At 60.2% G+C, this 15,601-nt stretch carries 19 protein-coding genes; 13 read left to right on the forward strand and 6 right to left on the reverse strand.

The features are described from left to right. Positions 1-28: 28 nt before the first annotated feature. A complete protein-coding gene (locus PH547_RS17880) occupies positions 29-487 on the forward strand; it encodes a GNAT family N-acetyltransferase (RefSeq protein WP_285168978.1) in 459 nt (152 codons plus the stop codon). Here PH547_RS17880 and PH547_RS17885 read toward each other — a convergent pair. From PH547_RS17885 to sppA, 3 genes are all read right to left on the reverse strand, one after another. Next, positions 479-811, reverse strand: coding sequence for a LapA family protein (locus tag PH547_RS17885; RefSeq protein WP_104824967.1), 333 nt, complete (start codon positions 809-811; stop codon positions 479-481). The genes PH547_RS17880 and PH547_RS17885 overlap by 9 nt on opposite strands. 155 nt (positions 812-966) lie before the next feature. Further along, positions 967-1,272 carry an integration host factor subunit beta gene (locus PH547_RS17890; RefSeq protein WP_004120746.1) on the reverse strand — a complete coding sequence of 102 codons (306 nt, stop codon included), beginning with the start codon at positions 1,270-1,272 and terminating at the stop codon, positions 967-969. 27 nt (positions 1,273-1,299) lie between these two features. Then, positions 1,300-2,256 (reverse strand): signal peptide peptidase SppA, encoded by a 957-nt coding sequence (sppA, locus tag PH547_RS17895; protein ID WP_104821814.1) that lies wholly within the window; start codon positions 2,254-2,256, stop codon positions 1,300-1,302. A gap of 329 nt (positions 2,257-2,585) precedes the next feature. On the opposite strand from sppA, the gene lptC reads away from it, so the two are divergent. The 6 genes from lptC (at position 2,586) to ptsN (ending at position 7,889) form a co-directional block, all read left to right on the forward strand. Continuing rightward, on the forward strand, positions 2,586-3,272 hold the full coding sequence (lptC, locus tag PH547_RS17900) for an LPS export ABC transporter periplasmic protein LptC (protein WP_260303316.1): 687 nt from the start codon (positions 2,586-2,588) through the stop codon (positions 3,270-3,272). After that, entirely contained in the window at positions 3,269-3,931 is a 663-nt protein-coding gene (locus tag PH547_RS17905) for an LptA/OstA family protein (RefSeq protein ID WP_104821812.1), read from the forward strand. The genes lptC and PH547_RS17905 overlap by 4 nt, the downstream gene beginning before the upstream one ends. Positions 3,932-3,968: 37 nt before the next feature. Next, a complete protein-coding gene (lptB, locus tag PH547_RS17910) occupies positions 3,969-4,757 on the forward strand; it encodes an LPS export ABC transporter ATP-binding protein (protein WP_104821811.1) in 789 nt (262 codons plus the stop codon). A gap of 194 nt (positions 4,758-4,951) precedes the next feature. After that, a complete protein-coding gene (gene rpoN / locus PH547_RS17915; RefSeq protein WP_104821810.1) occupies positions 4,952-6,511 on the forward strand; it encodes an RNA polymerase factor sigma-54 in 1,560 nt (519 codons plus the stop codon). Positions 6,512-6,760: 249 nt separating this feature from the next. Further along, positions 6,761-7,336, forward strand: coding sequence for a ribosome hibernation-promoting factor, HPF/YfiA family (gene hpf / locus PH547_RS17920; RefSeq protein ID WP_104821809.1), 576 nt, complete (start codon positions 6,761-6,763; stop codon positions 7,334-7,336). 88 nt (positions 7,337-7,424) lie between these two features. Beyond that, positions 7,425-7,889 (forward strand): PTS IIA-like nitrogen regulatory protein PtsN, encoded by a 465-nt coding sequence (ptsN, locus tag PH547_RS17925; protein ID WP_104821808.1) that lies wholly within the window; start codon positions 7,425-7,427, stop codon positions 7,887-7,889. An 85-nt stretch (positions 7,890-7,974) separates the two neighbouring features. Here the strand turns inward: ptsN and grpE are convergent, their stop codons facing one another. Beyond that, positions 7,975-8,616 carry a nucleotide exchange factor GrpE gene (grpE, locus tag PH547_RS17930; protein WP_104824966.1) on the reverse strand — a complete coding sequence of 214 codons (642 nt, stop codon included), beginning with the start codon at positions 8,614-8,616 and terminating at the stop codon, positions 7,975-7,977. A gap of 221 nt (positions 8,617-8,837) precedes the next feature. On the opposite strand from grpE, the gene PH547_RS17935 reads away from it, so the two are divergent. After that, positions 8,838-9,272, forward strand: a complete 435-nt coding sequence (locus PH547_RS17935) for a GFA family protein (RefSeq protein WP_104821807.1) — start codon at positions 8,838-8,840, stop codon at positions 9,270-9,272. Between the two features lie 47 nt (positions 9,273-9,319). Here the strand turns inward: PH547_RS17935 and hrcA are convergent, their stop codons facing one another. Next, positions 9,320-10,408, reverse strand: a complete 1,089-nt coding sequence (gene hrcA, locus PH547_RS17940; RefSeq protein WP_104821806.1) for a heat-inducible transcriptional repressor HrcA — start codon at positions 10,406-10,408, stop codon at positions 9,320-9,322. A gap of 171 nt (positions 10,409-10,579) precedes the next feature. Here hrcA and rph point away from each other — a divergent pair, with 171 nt between their 5' ends. The 4 genes from rph to hemW are packed head-to-tail and all read left to right on the forward strand — an operon-like array spanning position 10,580 to position 13,598. Then, positions 10,580-11,296 (forward strand): ribonuclease PH, encoded by a 717-nt coding sequence (gene rph / locus PH547_RS17945; RefSeq protein ID WP_104821805.1) that lies wholly within the window; start codon positions 10,580-10,582, stop codon positions 11,294-11,296. A gap of 19 nt (positions 11,297-11,315) precedes the next feature. Then, complete coding sequence (locus PH547_RS17950; protein WP_104821804.1) at positions 11,316-11,729, forward strand: VOC family protein; 414 nt, start codon at positions 11,316-11,318, stop codon at positions 11,727-11,729. Positions 11,730-11,740: 11 nt separating this feature from the next. Then, positions 11,741-12,385, forward strand: coding sequence for an RdgB/HAM1 family non-canonical purine NTP pyrophosphatase (gene rdgB, locus PH547_RS17955; protein WP_104824965.1), 645 nt, complete (start codon positions 11,741-11,743; stop codon positions 12,383-12,385). 34 nt (positions 12,386-12,419) lie between these two features. Further along, on the forward strand, positions 12,420-13,598 hold the full coding sequence (gene hemW / locus PH547_RS17960) for a radical SAM family heme chaperone HemW (RefSeq protein ID WP_104821803.1): 1,179 nt from the start codon (positions 12,420-12,422) through the stop codon (positions 13,596-13,598). A gap of 17 nt (positions 13,599-13,615) precedes the next feature. On the opposite strand, the gene PH547_RS17965 is transcribed toward hemW, so the two are convergent. Next, positions 13,616-14,539 (reverse strand): DMT family transporter, encoded by a 924-nt coding sequence (locus PH547_RS17965; RefSeq protein ID WP_285168979.1) that lies wholly within the window; start codon positions 14,537-14,539, stop codon positions 13,616-13,618. A gap of 156 nt (positions 14,540-14,695) precedes the next feature. On the opposite strand from PH547_RS17965, the gene gcvA reads away from it, so the two are divergent. Next, on the forward strand, positions 14,696-15,592 hold the full coding sequence (gene gcvA / locus PH547_RS17970; protein ID WP_285168980.1) for a transcriptional regulator GcvA: 897 nt from the start codon (positions 14,696-14,698) through the stop codon (positions 15,590-15,592). Positions 15,593-15,601 lie beyond the last annotated feature (9 nt).

Genomic DNA, 15,601 nt, shown 5'->3' on the forward strand with positions numbered 1-15,601 from the left:
TCGTCATCCGACCCGCCATAGACTGCTCATGACGTCAAAATCAGATCTTTGGACCATCCGGCCGGCACGCGAGCGGGATACGGACATTCTCGCCGATATCTATCTGCGCGTCCGTCGCATGACGTTTCTCTGGGTCGACCCCGGCAAATTCCATAGCGAGGACTTCGCCATTCACACGAAAGGTGAGCGCGTCTTCGTCTGCGAGGATCGGAACGGCACCATCGCCGGCTTCATGGCGGTATGGGAACCGGATGATTTTATCCATATGCTCTACATCCTGCCCGCATTCCAGGGCCGGGGCGCCGGCAAGGCGCTGCTTGCCGCCCTGCCGGAATGGCCGAAGCGGCACTACCGGCTGAAATGCCTGGTGAAAAACACGCGCGCCATCGCCTTTTATCGCGGCCTTGGTTTTGCGATCATTGGCGACGGCTCATCGCCGGAGGGTGATTACAAGGATATGCAGTTCGGTGGCGACCAGTCACTTTGACGGAAGTTGGCCGGCGATCTGTTCGGCGCGGTTGCGGTGCTTGTCGGCTTCCGCCTGCCAGCGCACGGCTTCGCGCGACTGACTCCGGGCAAGCTTGCGGTGTTTGCCCTGATTGAACCAGGTGACAGCCGCGCCGACCAACATGCCGATAATCAGGGCCACAAACAGCAGCACGAACAGCGGCGCGCTCAGCGACAGCACCTGATCCTCAGGCCTGAACGGATTGAGCGCAAGCGTGACGGACTGCCGGTTGGCGACGCAGAAGATGATGAGGATGATGCCGAGCGGCAGCAATATCAGCAGGTTGATGATCTTCTTGGCCATTGCGAACGCTCCTTTGTCCAGGCGCATCCGTGCCATGCACTCCTATCGCCTATAGCCGCAGAATAAGAAAGACCGGGCCGAGTTCAAGTGCCACCCGGCACGGCACAATCATGTCCACCAGGAACATTCGCGAAGAGTACTGGTCAAAACGACGATTAATTGTCGTCTTCTTCGTCACCGGCGCCAGGATTCAGGCGCTCGCGTAGCTCCTTACCCGTCTTGAAAAAGGGAACCCATTTTTCCTCGACGAACACCGTATCGCCCGTGCGCGGGTTACGACCGGAGCGCGAGGGCCGGTTCTTGACGGAGAAAGCGCCGAAGCCGCGAAGCTCAACGCGGTTTCCCGCAGCGAGCGCATCGGTGATCTCGTCGAGGACAGCATTGACGATATTTTCGACGTCCCGGTGGTAAAGATGTGGGTTACGTGCCGCAACAATCTGCACCAATTCCGACTTGATCACGGTTGGCCCCCTTAAATCATTGATTTATCAATTGGCTGCACCCTGCCAAACAGAAAGCAGGCCGTCAAGAAACAACTTCTCTGTCATAATTTTCTGGAGATCCTCTCCCTTCACAAAATCATCATAACCGAGACGATTTAGCAACCAGGAAGCGGCGCTCGGCCAAAAGAAGGATGAGGTTTTGTCCTGTGCCTTCCAATCGATGATCGGCAAGTCCTTTTTGACCTTGCGCGTGTCGAGATAGGCGCGGATTTCGTCCTCGCCGCCGAGGGTGTCGACCAGCTTGTTCTGCAATGCCTGCCGGCCGGTGAAGATGCTGCCGTCCGCAAGCTTCAACACGTCCTCGCGCGGCAATTTGCGGCGGTCGGCGACGAGATCGACGAACCAGCCATAGCTGTCCATGACCATGCTGCGGATCATAGCCTTGGCCTCTTCGCTCGCCGGATGGAATGGCGACGGCTCGGCCTTCAGCGGCGCCGACTTGATCTCGTCCAGCGAAAGGCCGAGCTTGTCGAGCAGGTCTTTCGCCTGCGGATACTGAAAGATGACGCCGATCGAACCGGTGATCGAGGTGTCGCCGGCGACAATATCATCACCCGCCGTGGCGATCATATAGCCTGCAGACGCCGCAACGGTGCGGATATCGGAAACCACAGGCTTCTTCGCGGCAACGGCACGAATGGCCTTGAAGATGCGTTCGCCGCCATAGGTCGTGCCGCCGGTCGAAGAAATCGAGACGATCAGCGCCTTGACCTGATCACTGTCCTGGATCTTCTTCAGCCGCTCCAAAAGCTCGGTGTCATCCTGGATAAGCCCGGAAATCTTGACCCGGGCGATCTGCGGCCCGCGTATGGCGGGCAAATCGCCCGCAGCGAAACTATAAAGCGCAAAGCCGAGCGCCACCAGGAGAAGGACGGCGACGACGCGCCAGAAGCCGAGCTTGCGGCGCAATTGCCGCCGATCTGCGATTGCAGAACTGTCCATGACGCCTTATCTCTCCCCTTGTCATAAATTGGATACACAACGAACCGGATAGACCAACACCATGAAACGGGCATAATCCTTCGCGAAAATCCATCTCGATTTTCGAGATTGTGCTCCAGGCTTTCCATGCGGCGTTTCGTCAGATAGGGCGATGACCGATCGGACGAAACCGCTGCGTATTATATTTTTTTGCTAAAATTGCTTGTTGCAGAAAAAAATCCATATTGGCAAGCCAATGCAATAATGCGAAACGATCTGCCAGGCTTGTTGGCACAGTCTGTGCATGACTCGAACGTGTTTTTCCGGATCAGAGAAGACGGACCTGTTGCATGCTCAATACTATCGAGACCTCCGGCCAGGCGATCGGCTCCGAGCTAGAAAGAAACGCGTATAAGGACGCGATCTTTCATTCCGCGCGCGTGAGAAGACTGAAAATCCTGCTTCCCTTGGCTGCGTTCATCGTCTCGCTGATCTTCATCGCGGTTTCGGTCGTGCGCGCATATCTGCCGGAGAGTATTCAGATCGAAGGCGCGAGGATCGAAGATGGCAAGGTCGTGATGGAGCGCCCTGCCATTGCCGGCCGCAACAAGGACGGTATCAACTACTCCATGCTCGCCGAGAAGGCGCTGCAGGACATTAAGAATCCCAATATGATCACCCTCAAGACCATCAAGGCCTCCATGCCGGTCAACAACCAGGTGATCGCGCATGTGACGGCTCAAAGCGCGGATTTCGACCGCCAGGCCGACACGCTGCAGCTCACCGCACCCTTTACCATTCTGATGGACAACGGTTTGCGCGCCGAATTCAAAACAGCTTTCCTCGACGTGAAGAAGGGTGACCTCTCCAGCCAGGACCAGGTTGCAATCTACAGAGGAGGCATGTCGGTTGTTGCACAGTCGCTCAAGATGACGGATAAGGGGAGCGTAATCGTATTCGACGGGCAGGTTCAGATGCATATCGAACCAGCCACACTCCATAATTCAGCTAGCGACCAACAGCCGGGCGGTTCATGACAAACGATTGGCGTCATTCTCTTTTCAACTCTGGCCTGCGCAAGGCCGGCCTCTTCTGCGCCTTCAGCGCACTTGCGATTTTTGCGGCGACGGAAGTCGGCGCCCAGGCAACGACAAGCAACATGCCCGGCCTGAAGCTTTCCAAGGATCAGCCGATCCAGATCGAAAGCGACAAGCTGGAAATCCACGACGCGGAAAGCCAGGCAGTGTTCACCGGCAACGTCAAGGTCGTCCAGGGCACCACGACGATGCAGGCCGGCAAGATGACGGTCTTCTACAAGAAGAAGCAGCCTGCCGACGCCAATGCCAAGCCGGCAACGGAAAATCCGGTCGCAAACGCCGCCAAGCAGCAAAACCAGTCGCTGGTCTCGGGCGACGCCGACATCGACCACATTCTGGTCACCGACAAGGTCTATCTCGTGTCCGGCACGCAGACGGCGACGGCGGATGACGGCTCTTTCGACATGGCCAACCAGCTTGCCATTCTCAAGGGCCAGAAGGTCGTGCTGACCGACGGGCCGAACGTGTTCACCGGCTGTCAGCTCACCGTGCATATGGCCACGGGTGAAGCGCAACTGGATGCCTGCGGGGGTCGCGTCCAGATTCAGCTCGATCCGAAATCGCAGCAAGTGCAGCAGCAACAGCAAAAAAAGAACTGATCCCGGTCTTCTCGTGACGATATCGACCACACCCACCTTGCCCGGCGCGTCCGGATCGAGCACTGCGGCATCCAGCACGGCGGCCGGAGACAAAGCGCGTTATCAGGGCACCCTGATCGCGCGCGGCCTCACCAAAACCTACCGCACGCGGCGCGTCGTCAACGGCGTCTCGCTGGTCGTGCGGCGCGGCGAGGCCGTCGGCCTGCTTGGACCGAACGGTGCCGGCAAGACGACATGCTTCTACATGATCACCGGCCTGGTGCCGGTCGATGAAGGCACGATCGAGATCGATGGCAACAATGTCACCTCGATGCCGATGTATCGTCGCGCTCGCCTGGGCGTCGGCTATCTGCCGCAGGAAGCCTCGATCTTTCGTGGCCTGACGGTGGAAGAAAACATCCGCGCCGTTCTCGAAGTCCATGAAAAGGACAAGAAGAAGCGGGAGCGCAAGATCGACGAGTTGCTGGAGGAATTCCACATCCGCAATCTGCGCACGGTGCCGGCGATCGCCCTCTCCGGCGGTGAGCGGCGGCGCCTGGAAATTGCCCGCGCACTGGCAACCGACCCGACCTTCATGCTGCTCGACGAGCCCTTTGCCGGCGTCGACCCGATCTCGGTCGCCGACATTCAGAATCTCGTGCACCACCTGACGGCGCGCGGCATCGGCGTGCTGATCACCGACCACAACGTCCGTGAGACGCTCGGCCTGATCGATCGCGCCTATATCATCCATGCCGGCGAAGTGCTGACCCATGGCAGGGCCAATGACATCGTCAGCAATCCGGAAGTGCGCAAACTCTATCTCGGCGACAATTTCAGCCTTTAAACAGCTTAGGTTGAACCGGGGCGCTTCTATGCCTTACCACAGGGCGTAGCGCTCCGGAAATTCACCATCCCATCACGGTTCCGCTTGACCAAACCCAATAAAAAAGCAATTTTTGGGCCAGTTGGAATTTTGCGGATTTTTTTGAGCGAAGAACGCAGATTCCCGAAGAGATCAAGGGGAGTCTCGCGTCCGCCATGGCATTATCGGCCAATCTTTTCCTGCGCCAAAGCCAAAGCCTGGTGATGACACCGCAACTGATGCAATCCATCCAGTTGCTGCAGATGACGCATTTTGAACTCACCCAATTCATCGCCCAGGAAGTCGAGAAGAATCCGCTGCTCGAATTTACGTCAAATGACGAGGATATAGGCAGCAGCGGTGATCGCGAGGCGAAGGACGACAGGTTCGACGCGGCGGAGGAAAGCCAGGGCGATGACGGTTTCGAGCGCAACAGCGGCGATCTCGCCAGCGACTGGTACGAGAGCGAAAATACCGGCCATGCCGACCGGCTGAGCGACGAGCTCGATACCAATTTCAGCAATGTCTTTCCCGACGACGGCAGCCCGCAGCGTGCGGATGCGCCGGAACTGCTCAGCCAGTGGAAGTCGATGCCCGGCGGCGAAGCCGGTGAAAGCTACGATCTCGACGATTTCGTCGCCGGCCAAGTTTCCCTGCGCGACCACCTGAACGAACAGATCCCCTTTTCCCTGCCCAGCATGGCCGACCGGCTGATCGCGCAGTACCTCGTCGATCAGCTCGACGATGCCGGCTATCTGCAGGCCGATTTGAGCGAAGCAGCGGAGCGCCTCGGCGCCACCGTTGCGGACGTCGAGCGCGTGCTCGGCACATTGCAGTTGCTCGACCCTCCCGGCGTCTTTGCCCGTTCTCTCAGCGAATGCCTGGCGATCCAGCTTCGCCAGAAGGATCGTTTCGATCCGGCCATGGAACGGCTGATCCAGAACCTCGAGCTTCTCGCCCGGCGCGATTTCGCGACGTTGAAACGGCTCTGCGGCGTCGATGAGGAAGATCTGCTCGACATGATGGCAGAGATCCGCCAGTTGAACCCGAAACCTGGCAGCGGCTTCGAGACCGGCATATCCGAGGCCATCATGCCCGATATCGTGGTGCGCCCGGCCTCCGACGGAAGCTGGCTGGTGGAGCTCAATCCCGATACGCTGCCGCGCGTCCTGGTCAGCCAGTCCTATTTCGCCTCCGTCTCCAAGACGAGCCAGGATCACGCCTTCCTTTCGGAATGCCTGCAGAATGCCAATTGGCTGACGCGCAGCCTCGATCAGCGTGCCAAGACGATCATGAAGGTCGCGAGCGAGATCGTCCGGCAGCAGGATGCTTTCCTCGTGCACGGCGTCGACCATTTGCGGCCGCTCAATCTGAAGACCGTGGCGGATGCCATCAAGATGCATGAGTCGACCGTCAGCCGCGTGACCTCGAACAAATACATGCTGACGCCGCGCGGCCTGTTCGAGCTAAAATATTTCTTCACCGTCTCGATCAGTGCCGTCGAGGGCGGCGACAGCCATTCGGCCGAAGCCGTGCGTCACAAGATCCGTCTGCTGATCTCGCATGAGAGCCCGGACGCGGTGCTCTCCGATGACGATATCGTCGATACGCTAAAGAAGGGCGGCATCGAGCTTGCTCGCCGTACGGTTGCAAAATACCGCGAGGCGATGAACATCCCCTCCTCGGTACAGCGCCGCCGGGAGAAGCGTGCACTGGCAAAAGTCGCCAGCTTCTAGCAATTGCCCAGGTTCAACCGCAGACTGCGAATCCGCTAACGGATCCTTAAGATTCAGTTGACTTTCCGATGTGGCGGAGCTAGAAGCCCGCCGCAATCGTTGCAGGACATCACTGCCATGAACTTATCCCCACCATCCCCAGGGCGCCTGACAAACGCAATTTGTCTTTGACTGCGTGAAGTGCTTGGATGAGCTTGAGGCTTGGCGTAAACTGGCGCGCCCAATAACCGCTACAAGAAGGGAAACTCCATGAGTGTGCGTGTCTCCGGGAAACATATGGAAATTGGTGACTCCTTCCGCCAACGGATTGAAGACCAGATCGGTATGGCCGTTACGAAATACTTCGACGGGGGGTATTCGGGCCAAGTGACGGTACAGAAATCCAGTTCCCGCTTCGCAGCCGATTGCAAGCTTCATCTCGACAGTGGCGTCGTCCTGCACGCCGCCGGAGAGGCGATGGACCCGCAATTGGCCTTCGACGCGGCATCCGAGCGCATCGAAAAGCGCCTGCGCCGCTACAAACGCAAGCTCAAGGATCACCAGGCCGGCAACCACACGAATGGCCTCGCCGAAGTCGCCTATACCGTCATGGACGGTGTTCCGGACGACGAGGATGAAATCCCTGCAGATTTCGCGCCGGCGATCGTCGCCGAAAGCACGAAACAACTGAAGACCATGTCCGTCGCGACCGCCGTGATGGCGCTCGACATGACCGACGAGCCGTTGCTGCTTTTCCGCAGCCCCGGCAAGGAACATCTGAATATCGTTTACCGTCGTCAGGACGGCAACATTGGCTGGATCGACGCAGCCAATATCAAGGGCTGAGAAAAGAAGATGAGCGACGGCCCCGCGCAGTGTCTGCCGGCCGCCGCTCCTCCGTCATCGGATCTCTGCCACACGAAGGATAAAGAGAATGGCATTGGCAGATTTGCTGCACCAAGATGCGATCATCCCCGCCTTGAGGGCAAATTCCAAAAAACAACTGCTTCAGGAGCTGGCAGCCAAAGCCTCCAAAATAACCGGACTGCCCGAGCGCGAGATTTTCGACGTCGTGCTGCAGCGGGAGCGTCTGGGCTCCACCGGCGTCGGCAACGGCATCGCCATTCCGCACGGCAAGCTCATCAGCATCAAATCCATCATCGGTATTTTTGCGCGCCTGGAAGCGCCCGTCGATTTTGAGGCGCTGGACGACCAGCCCGTCGACCTCGTCTTCCTACTGCTTGCCCCCGAGGGTGCCGGCGCCGACCATCTGAAAGCGCTGTCGCGCATTGCCCGCGTGCTGCGCGACCAGGATCTCGTCGCCAAGCTGCGCGCCACCGAATCCGCCTCGGCGATCTACGCCTTCCTCAACGAGGAGCAGGCGTCCAACGCTGCCTGAGGAGCGACTCGAATTTTAACGCGGAAAAAAGAAGAGCCGGATGACCTCGTCATCCGGCTCTTCTTCTTTACAGACGACTTAAAGATCAAGCGTCTTTTTCATCGAACGGGCTGTTGGCGCCCGGCTCGGAAATCTCGGCAACCTTCGGGCCGCCCTTGGCGACGCCGACCATAGCTGGGCGCAGAACGCGCTCGCCGATGACGAAGCCGGCCTGCACCACCTGAACGACCGTATTGTTCGGCACTTCGGTGTTCGGCACCTCGAACATCGCCTGATGGAAGTTGGGATCGAACTTCTGGCCGACCGGCTCGATCTGGCGGACACCGTGGCGCTCCAAGGCCGACAGCATAGAGCGCTCGGTCATCTCCACGCCTTCGATCAGCGTCTTCAGGCCAGCATCGGCTTCGGCGAGGGCTTCCGCCGGAATGGCTTCCAGCGTGCGGCGCAGATTATCCGACACGGCAAGCATGTCGCGGGCGAAGCTGGCGACGGAATAGGACTTGGCGTCCTTGACGTCACGCTCGGTGCGACGGCGCAAATTGTCCATCTCGGCGGCAAGGCGCAGATAGCGGTCGCGCAGATCGCTATTTTCGGCCCTAAGCAGCTCGACCGGATCCGGCTGCGAAGGCTGGGCCGCATCCGCGGCTTCCGCAGCCTCCTGCGCAAAGCCCGCGGGATTATCAGTCGCCGTGGCGTCAGGTCCGGTTTTCGTTGTTTCGTCGGTCATGACGGTCTCCGAATTGCTTTGTCTTTTTGATGTGCCCGATATCGAGGTTTGGCCGGAAAAAATCAAGGCTTTGTCGTGAAGAACAGGCATTTCCCGGCAATCCGGTCATATTTGCCCGGATACCAATCGGGTGAGAGAGCCTCCCCCGTTGGGGCTTCTACTATCGAAGACCCTTTCCCGGTATAGTCTGGGCCGTTTCAACACGACATGAGGTATCGTCCATGTCCAGCAGCAAGTCCCATTCGGGTAAATGTTTCTGCGGCGCAGTGGAAATCACGGTCAGTGGTGAGCCGGCGGCAATGGGTTATTGCCATTGCGACTCCTGCCGGGAGTGGTCGGCGGGGCCGGTCAACGCCTTTTCGCTCTGGCCGCCGGAAGCCGTGCATGTCACCAAGGGCGCCGACCACATCGGCAGCTACCAGCGAAGCGAAAAGAGCGTGCGCAAATGGTGCAAGATTTGCGGCGGGCATCTGTTGACCGAACATCCTTTATGGGGCGTGACCGATGTCTACGCCGCCATCATTCCAACCCTCGATTTTCAGCCGATGCTTCATGTCAATTATGAAAACACCGTGCTGCACCTGAGGGACGGCCTGCCGAAGCAGAAGGACATGCCGGCGGAGATGGGCGGATCGGGAACCCTGCTACCCGATTAAACGCTCTTTGCGCGTTCGAATGGGCGCCCGCTCTCCAGAGGCTTTCGTCAAATTCCTGGCCGCGACAGCCTGGAAATCAATTGGGCGGTATAGTCCACCATCGGCACGATGCGGGCATAGTTCAGCCGTGTCGGGCCGATGACGCCGACGGCGCCGACGATGCGGTCGTCGTCATCGCGATAGGGCGCGACGATCAGCGAGGAGCCGGAGAGCGAGAAGAGCTTGTTTTCCGAGCCGATGAAGATGCGCACGCCCGGCCCGCTTTCGGCAAGATTCAGAATCTCGATCAGGCTGTCCTTCTTTTCGAGATCGTCGAACAGCAGGCGTAGCCGGTCCAGATCTTCAGCCCCGCCCACTTCGGCCAAGAGATTGGCGCGGCCGCGCACGATGAGCTGCGTCGGCTTGCCGTCATCCCCGTCGCCGGACCAGACGGCGATCCCGCGTTCGACGAGCTCGTGCGACAGAATATCGAGTTCCTGGCGCACACTCTCCTTCAACGTCTGCAATTGACGGCGCAGCTCCGGCAAAGTCTGGCCGGTCATGTGGGCGTTGAGGAAATTCGCCGCTTCCGTGAGCTGCGAGGACGTAACGCCGGCCGGCAATTCGATGATGCGGTTCTCCACCTGATCGTGGTCGCCGACGAGCACGGCGAGCGCCTTGGTCGGCTCCAGGCGGATGAATTCGACATGCTTCAGCACCGGATCGCTCTTCGAGGTGATCACCAGTCCGGCGCCGCGCGAAATACCAGAAAGCATGCGGCTCGCCTCGGTCATGACCGATTCCATCGGCTGATCGCGATTGCTGCCGCGCACTTGGCGTTCGATGGTAGCGCGGTCTTCCGCGGAGAGATCGCCGACCTGCATGAAGGCATCGACGAAGAAGCGCAGGCCGAGCTGCGTCGGCAGGCGACCGGCGCTGATATGCGGCGAATAGATCAGCCCCAGCTCTTCCAGATCGCTCATGACATTGCGCACGGAGGCCGGCGACAGGGACATGGGCAGCAAGCGCGAAAGATTGCGCGAGCCGAGCGGTTCGCCATTCTCAAGATAACCTTCGACGATACGGCGGAAGATTTCCTTCGAGCGTTCGTCCAGCGCTGCAATGGCATCCGAAACCGACGATGTCGTGAACCCCATTTCGCTGTCAAACCCGTTCTGTTGAGCCTTAGTCAAAATATAATCATTCAGTTAGCAATGGCAAAAGGGAAAAATGTCAAGGCCATCACAACAAGGCCCTTGCGCCTGCTTTTCCTTTGCAAAAGCCGCCTGTGGATCGTAGAAGCGGTCAATAACGTTCAGGAGAGTAGAATGCGGCCTTCAGGCAGAAAAACCGACCAGATGCGCAAGGTGTCGTTCGAGCGCAATTTTTCCAAGCATGCGGAAGGCTCGTGCCTGGTCAAATTCGGCGACACGCATGTGCTCTGCACGGCGAGCCTGGAAGAAAAGACGCCGCCATGGCTGCGCAACAGCGGCAAGGGCTGGATCACGGCCGAATACGGCATGCTGCCGCGCGCCACGGGCGAACGCATGAAGCGCGAAGCCGCTGCCGGCAAGCAGGGCGGCCGCACGCAGGAGATCCAGCGTCTGATCGGCCGGTCGCTGCGCGCCATCGTCGACCTGCAGGCGCTTGGCGAGCGCCAGATCACGATCGACTGCGACGTCATCCAGGCCGATGGCGGCACCCGCACGGCCTCGATCACCGGTGCCTGGATCGCGCTCTACGATTGCCTGAAGTGGATGGAAAGCCGCAATATGATCAAGACCGACCGTGTCCTGAAGGATCATATCGCTGCGGTTTCCTGCGGCATCTTTGCCGGCCAGCCGGTGATCGACCTCGACTACCTCGAGGATTCATCCGCCGAGACCGATGCCAATTTCGTCATGACTGGCGCCGGCGGCATCGTCGAGATCCAGGGTACGGCCGAAGGCACGCCCTTCAGCGAAGAAGAATTCACATCCCTGATGCATCTCGCCAAGAACGGCATCGCCGAACTGGTGGAGCTGCAGAAGCAGGCGATAGCCTGACCGAAGAGGCGGTCAACCGATGAACCCGTTGATGGAAGGCGTTCTGGAAACCGCTCTTTATGCGGACGATCTCGATGCAGCCGAGGCCTTCTATGGCGGCGTTCTCGGACTGCAGAAGATTTCGCGCGGCGGCAACCGTCATGTCTTTTATCGCTGCGGGCCGGGCGTGCTGCTCATCTTCAACAGTCATGAGACAGTGAAGCCGCCGGAATCGAGTTCCTTGCCGGTGCCGCCGCATGGCACGAAGGGCCACGGCCACGCCTGCTTCCGGGTCAGCGGCAACGATATCGAAGCGATGGCGCAGAAACTGAAGGCTGCCGGCGTCGCCATCGAAGCCGATTTTAACTGGCCGAATGGCGGCCGCTCGATCTATTTCCGCGATCCGGCCGGCAACAGCCTGGAATGCGCCGAACCCCGCATCTGGGGGCTATGACAGGACAGGATATGCGCAAGCTCGATACCAAGACTATCGTCGTCGCCAGCCACAATGCCGGCAAGATCCGTGAAATCCAGGATTTGATCGGCCCGTTCGGCTTTACAGCCAAGTCGGCCGCCGATCTCAATTTCATCGAGCCGGACGAGACGGGCACGACCTTCGAGGAAAACGCGACGATCAAGGCGCTGGCCTCGGCGCAAGCTTCCGGTCTGCCGGCGCTATCGGACGATTCCGGCCTGGTCATCGATGCGCTTGACGGCAATCCCGGCGTCTATACCGCCAACTGGGCGGAAACACCGGATGGTACCCGCGATTTCGCCATGGCGATGCGGAAGGTCGAGAGCGCGCTCGAAGAGGCCGGTGCCGCTTCGCCGGAGAGCCGTACGGCGCGCTTCGTTAGCGTGCTGTGCCTTGCCTGGCCGGACGGGCACACCGAACTCTTCCGCGGCGAAGTCGAAGGCCGTGTCGTCTGGCCGCCGCGCGGCACGCAGGGCTTCGGCTACGATCCGGTGTTCCAGCCCGAGGGTTACGACGTGACCTTCGGCGAGATGAGCGCCGAACAGAAGCATGGCTGGAAGCCAGGTGAACCCCAGGCCCTTTCGCATCGGGCCCGTGCCTTCAAAATCTTTGTTGAAACCTGCCTGGAGGCGTAAGCTCAAGCCCGTGGACACCCTGGAAGCGCAAAATATGACGCGTGAGGCGCCGTTGCTGCCCGATACCGGCGAACCCGGTTTCGGCGTTTATGTGCATTGGCCCTTCTGCGCCGCTAAATGCCCCTATTGCGATTTCAACAGCCATGTCCGCCACCAGCCGGTCGACCAGGAGCGTTTCGCCGCCGCCTTCTTGAAGGAGATGGCGTCGATGCGGGCGATCAGCGGCCCGAAGACGGTGACCAGCGTCTTCCTCGGCGGCGGCACGCCTTCGCTGATGAAGCCGGAGACGGTTGCCACGATTCTCGATGGCATTTCCAGATATTGGCACATGCCTGCAGGGATCGAGATCACCATGGAGGCCAATCCGTCCAGTGTCGAAGCCGAGCGTTTCCGCGGCTATCGCGCCGCCGGCGTCAACCGCGTGTCGATGGGCGTGCAAGCGCTGAACGATCGCGATCTGAAATTCTTAGGGCGACTGCATGACGTCGCCGATGCGTTGAAGGCGATCAAGCTGGCACGCGAGATCTTCCCGCGCATGTCCTTCGACCTCATCTATGCCCGCCCGAACCAGACCGTCGAGGAATGGGAGCGCGAGCTGAAGGAGGCGATCTCCTATGCCGTCGATCACCTCTCGCTCTATCAATTGACCATCGAGGAAGGCACGCCCTTTTTTGGGCTGCACAAGGCGGGCAAATTGATCGTGCCGGATGGCGACCAATCGGCGCTGCTCTACGAGGCGACGCAGGAGATCACCGAGCGCGAGGGCATGCCGGCCTATGAGGTCTCCAACCACGCACGTCCCGGCGCGGAGAGCCGCCACAATCTCACCTACTGGCGTTATGGCGACTATGCTGGCATCGGCCCCGGCGCCCACGGCCGGCTGTCCCACGGCCCCAAGAAATTGGCAACGTCCACCGAGCGGAAGCCGGAAAGCTGGCTGGAGCTGGTCGAGCGCGACGGCCACGGCATGGTCGAACAGGAAATGCTCGGCTTCGACGAACAGGCCGACGAGCTGCTGCTGATGGGCCTGCGTCTGAAAGAAGGCATCGACCTCGTGCGCTGGCAGCAGCTCTCCGGCAGGGAGCCCGATGCGAAACGCGAGCAGCTCTTGCTGGAGCACGGCTTCATCGAACGCCTCGGCAATTCCCGCCTGCGCTGCACGCCGGCGGGCATGCTGATTCTCGATTCCGTGGTTGCGGATCTGGCGTGCTGAGACGGTAATCGTCTTTCCTACTCCGCCGCCACGTTTTTCCTCGTGAAAGCGAATAACCGTCCATCGATCGCCGTAAGGCCGGCGGCGATCATCGCCATGCCGATAAAGTGCTTCGGCTGCAATTGCTCGCCGAGGATCAGCGCACCGAGCAGGATGGCGCTGACGGGAATGAGGAAGGTGACCAGCATCAGGTTGGTGGCGCCTGCCGTCGCCAGGATGCGGAAGAACAGGACATAGGCGATCGCGGTCGAGAGGATCGCGAGGCCGGCCAGCGCCATCCAGGTTTCCGCCGAAGGCATGCCGAGCGTCCAGGGGTGGTCGACGAGAAGGGCAAGCGGCAGCAGGAGGATCGTGGAGGCCGTCACCTGCCCGGCGGTGGGGATAATGGGAGCAAGCCCCATGCGGCGGAAGCGGCGGCCGAAAATGCCGGCGAGAGAATAGGAGAAGGCGGCGCCCAGCACGGAGAGCTGTGCCAGCACGTTCGAACCGAGGCTGCTCAGCACCGACGGGCCGATCATCAGCGCCACGCCGGCAAAACCGACGATAACGCCGATCAGGCGATTGCCGGTCATCTTCTCATCCGTCGTCAGAAAATGCGCCACCACGACGGCGAAAAGCGGGGTCGTCGCATTGAGGATGGAGGCCAGGCCACTGGCAATATGCGTCTGGCCCCAGACGATCAGCAGAAAGGGAATGGCATTGTTGAGGACGCCCATGCCGAAGAAGGCGGCCCAGGCCCGACGGTCGTGCGGCATCACCTGCCCGGTCATCCGGACGATGACATGCAAGGCGATCGCCGCCAGGGCGACGCGCGCAGCGACGATGGTGAAGAGCGGCAGTTCGTGTACCAGGATGCCGTTGAACAGAAACGAGCCACCCCAGAGGATCGACAATCCGAACAGCATGGCCCATTCCGCCGCGCCCATTGATTTCTGCGCCATGGCGATATCTCCTGTTTTCCAGTCTATTAGTTTGGCTCGATGGCGGCGGGGATGCACTTTCTTGTCAACCATCGATATTGATGGAATAATCTCGCGATTATAGGGCTCTTGCAAACGAGTCTTTTTCGCAAAATTGTTTAGCTGAACTCAATCGTCATGGATCAATTGCCTTCCCTTTCGGCGCTGCGCGCCTTCGAAGCCTCGGCGCGGCATCTGAGCATGACGATTGCAGCCAGGGAGCTGCATGTGACCCCCGGTGCGGTCAGCCTGCAGGTACGCGATCTCGAAACCGCGCTCGGTGTGCGGCTTTTCGACCGCCGTGCGCGGGGCCTCACCTTGACGGCTGACGGTGCGGATTATTTCGCGACGCTGCGCACCGCCTTCCGCCTGGTGCGAGAAGCGACGGCGGCGCTGACAATGCGGGCGCGGGACACGGTGCTCACCGTCACCTGCACTGCCGGCTTTGCCACACACTGGCTGGTGCCGCGGCTGATGCGCTTCGAGCAGGCGCATCCCGAGATCGATCTACGGATCAGCGCCTCACATAGGATGATGGATTTCCAGCGCGACGGCATCGACATCGCCATCCGCCATGGGCTCGGCGGCTATGAAGGGCTGGCGAGCGAGCGGCTGCTCGATGACGAATATGTGCCGGTCTGCACGCCCGAGATCGCTGCCTCCCTCGGCCCCTCACCCACGGCCGACGCGCTGGCCGCCCTGACCCTGATCCATGATGTCTATCGGCGCGATTGGCAGCTCTGGCTGCAGGCGGCGGGCGCAACCAAGGTTGACGCTATGCGGGGGCCGATCTTCACCGACGGCACCGGCGCCTACCATGCCATGAAGGCGGGGCTCGGCGTCGCGCTGATGCGGCGCTCTTTCATCGAAAGGGAATTGGCTGAGGGCTCTGTTGTCGCGCCCTTCCCGATGGGGCTTGCCAGCACGCTAGCCTACCATCTGGTCTATCCGCCAACCGCGCTGGAGCGGCCGGCCGTCGCCTCCTTTCGTGCTTGGCTGCTTACCGAGGTCCCGCACACGACGGCGCCGGCATAGGCGCGCGCA

The organism is Rhizobium cerradonense, from assembly GCF_030182455.1.
Lineage (GTDB): Bacteria > Pseudomonadota > Alphaproteobacteria > Rhizobiales > Rhizobiaceae > Rhizobium.

Excerpts from the sequence above, each read along its gene's own strand:
- sppA (WP_104821814.1), bottom strand. The coding sequence starts at position 2,256 with ATGGACAGTTCTGCAATCGCAGATCGGCGGCAATTGCGCCGCAAGCTC.
- PH547_RS17885 (WP_104824967.1), bottom strand. The coding sequence starts at position 811 with ATGGCCAAGAAGATCATCAACCTGCTGATATTGCTGCCGCTCGGCATC.
- hrcA (WP_104821806.1), bottom strand. The coding sequence starts at position 10,408 with ATGGGGTTCACGACATCGTCGGTTTCGGATGCCATTGCAGCGCTGGAC.
- rpoN (WP_104821810.1), top strand. The coding sequence starts at position 4,952 with ATGGCATTATCGGCCAATCTTTTCCTGCGCCAAAGCCAAAGCCTGGTG.
- rdgB (WP_104824965.1), top strand. The coding sequence starts at position 11,741 with ATGCGCAAGCTCGATACCAAGACTATCGTCGTCGCCAGCCACAATGCC.
- PH547_RS17950 (WP_104821804.1), top strand. The coding sequence starts at position 11,316 with ATGAACCCGTTGATGGAAGGCGTTCTGGAAACCGCTCTTTATGCGGAC.
- rph (WP_104821805.1), top strand. The coding sequence starts at position 10,580 with ATGCGGCCTTCAGGCAGAAAAACCGACCAGATGCGCAAGGTGTCGTTC.
- hpf (WP_104821809.1), top strand. The coding sequence starts at position 6,761 with ATGAGTGTGCGTGTCTCCGGGAAACATATGGAAATTGGTGACTCCTTC.
- lptC (WP_260303316.1), top strand. The coding sequence starts at position 2,586 with ATGCTCAATACTATCGAGACCTCCGGCCAGGCGATCGGCTCCGAGCTA.
- gcvA (WP_285168980.1), top strand. The coding sequence starts at position 14,696 with ATGGATCAATTGCCTTCCCTTTCGGCGCTGCGCGCCTTCGAAGCCTCG.
- hemW (WP_104821803.1), top strand. The coding sequence starts at position 12,420 with ATGACGCGTGAGGCGCCGTTGCTGCCCGATACCGGCGAACCCGGTTTC.
- PH547_RS17965 (WP_285168979.1), bottom strand. The coding sequence starts at position 14,539 with ATGGCGCAGAAATCAATGGGCGCGGCGGAATGGGCCATGCTGTTCGGA.
- grpE (WP_104824966.1), bottom strand. The coding sequence starts at position 8,616 with ATGACCGACGAAACAACGAAAACCGGACCTGACGCCACGGCGACTGAT.
- PH547_RS17935 (WP_104821807.1), top strand. The coding sequence starts at position 8,838 with ATGTCCAGCAGCAAGTCCCATTCGGGTAAATGTTTCTGCGGCGCAGTG.
- PH547_RS17880 (WP_285168978.1), top strand. The coding sequence starts at position 29 with ATGACGTCAAAATCAGATCTTTGGACCATCCGGCCGGCACGCGAGCGG.
- ptsN (WP_104821808.1), top strand. The coding sequence starts at position 7,425 with ATGGCATTGGCAGATTTGCTGCACCAAGATGCGATCATCCCCGCCTTG.
- PH547_RS17905 (WP_104821812.1), top strand. The coding sequence starts at position 3,269 with ATGACAAACGATTGGCGTCATTCTCTTTTCAACTCTGGCCTGCGCAAG.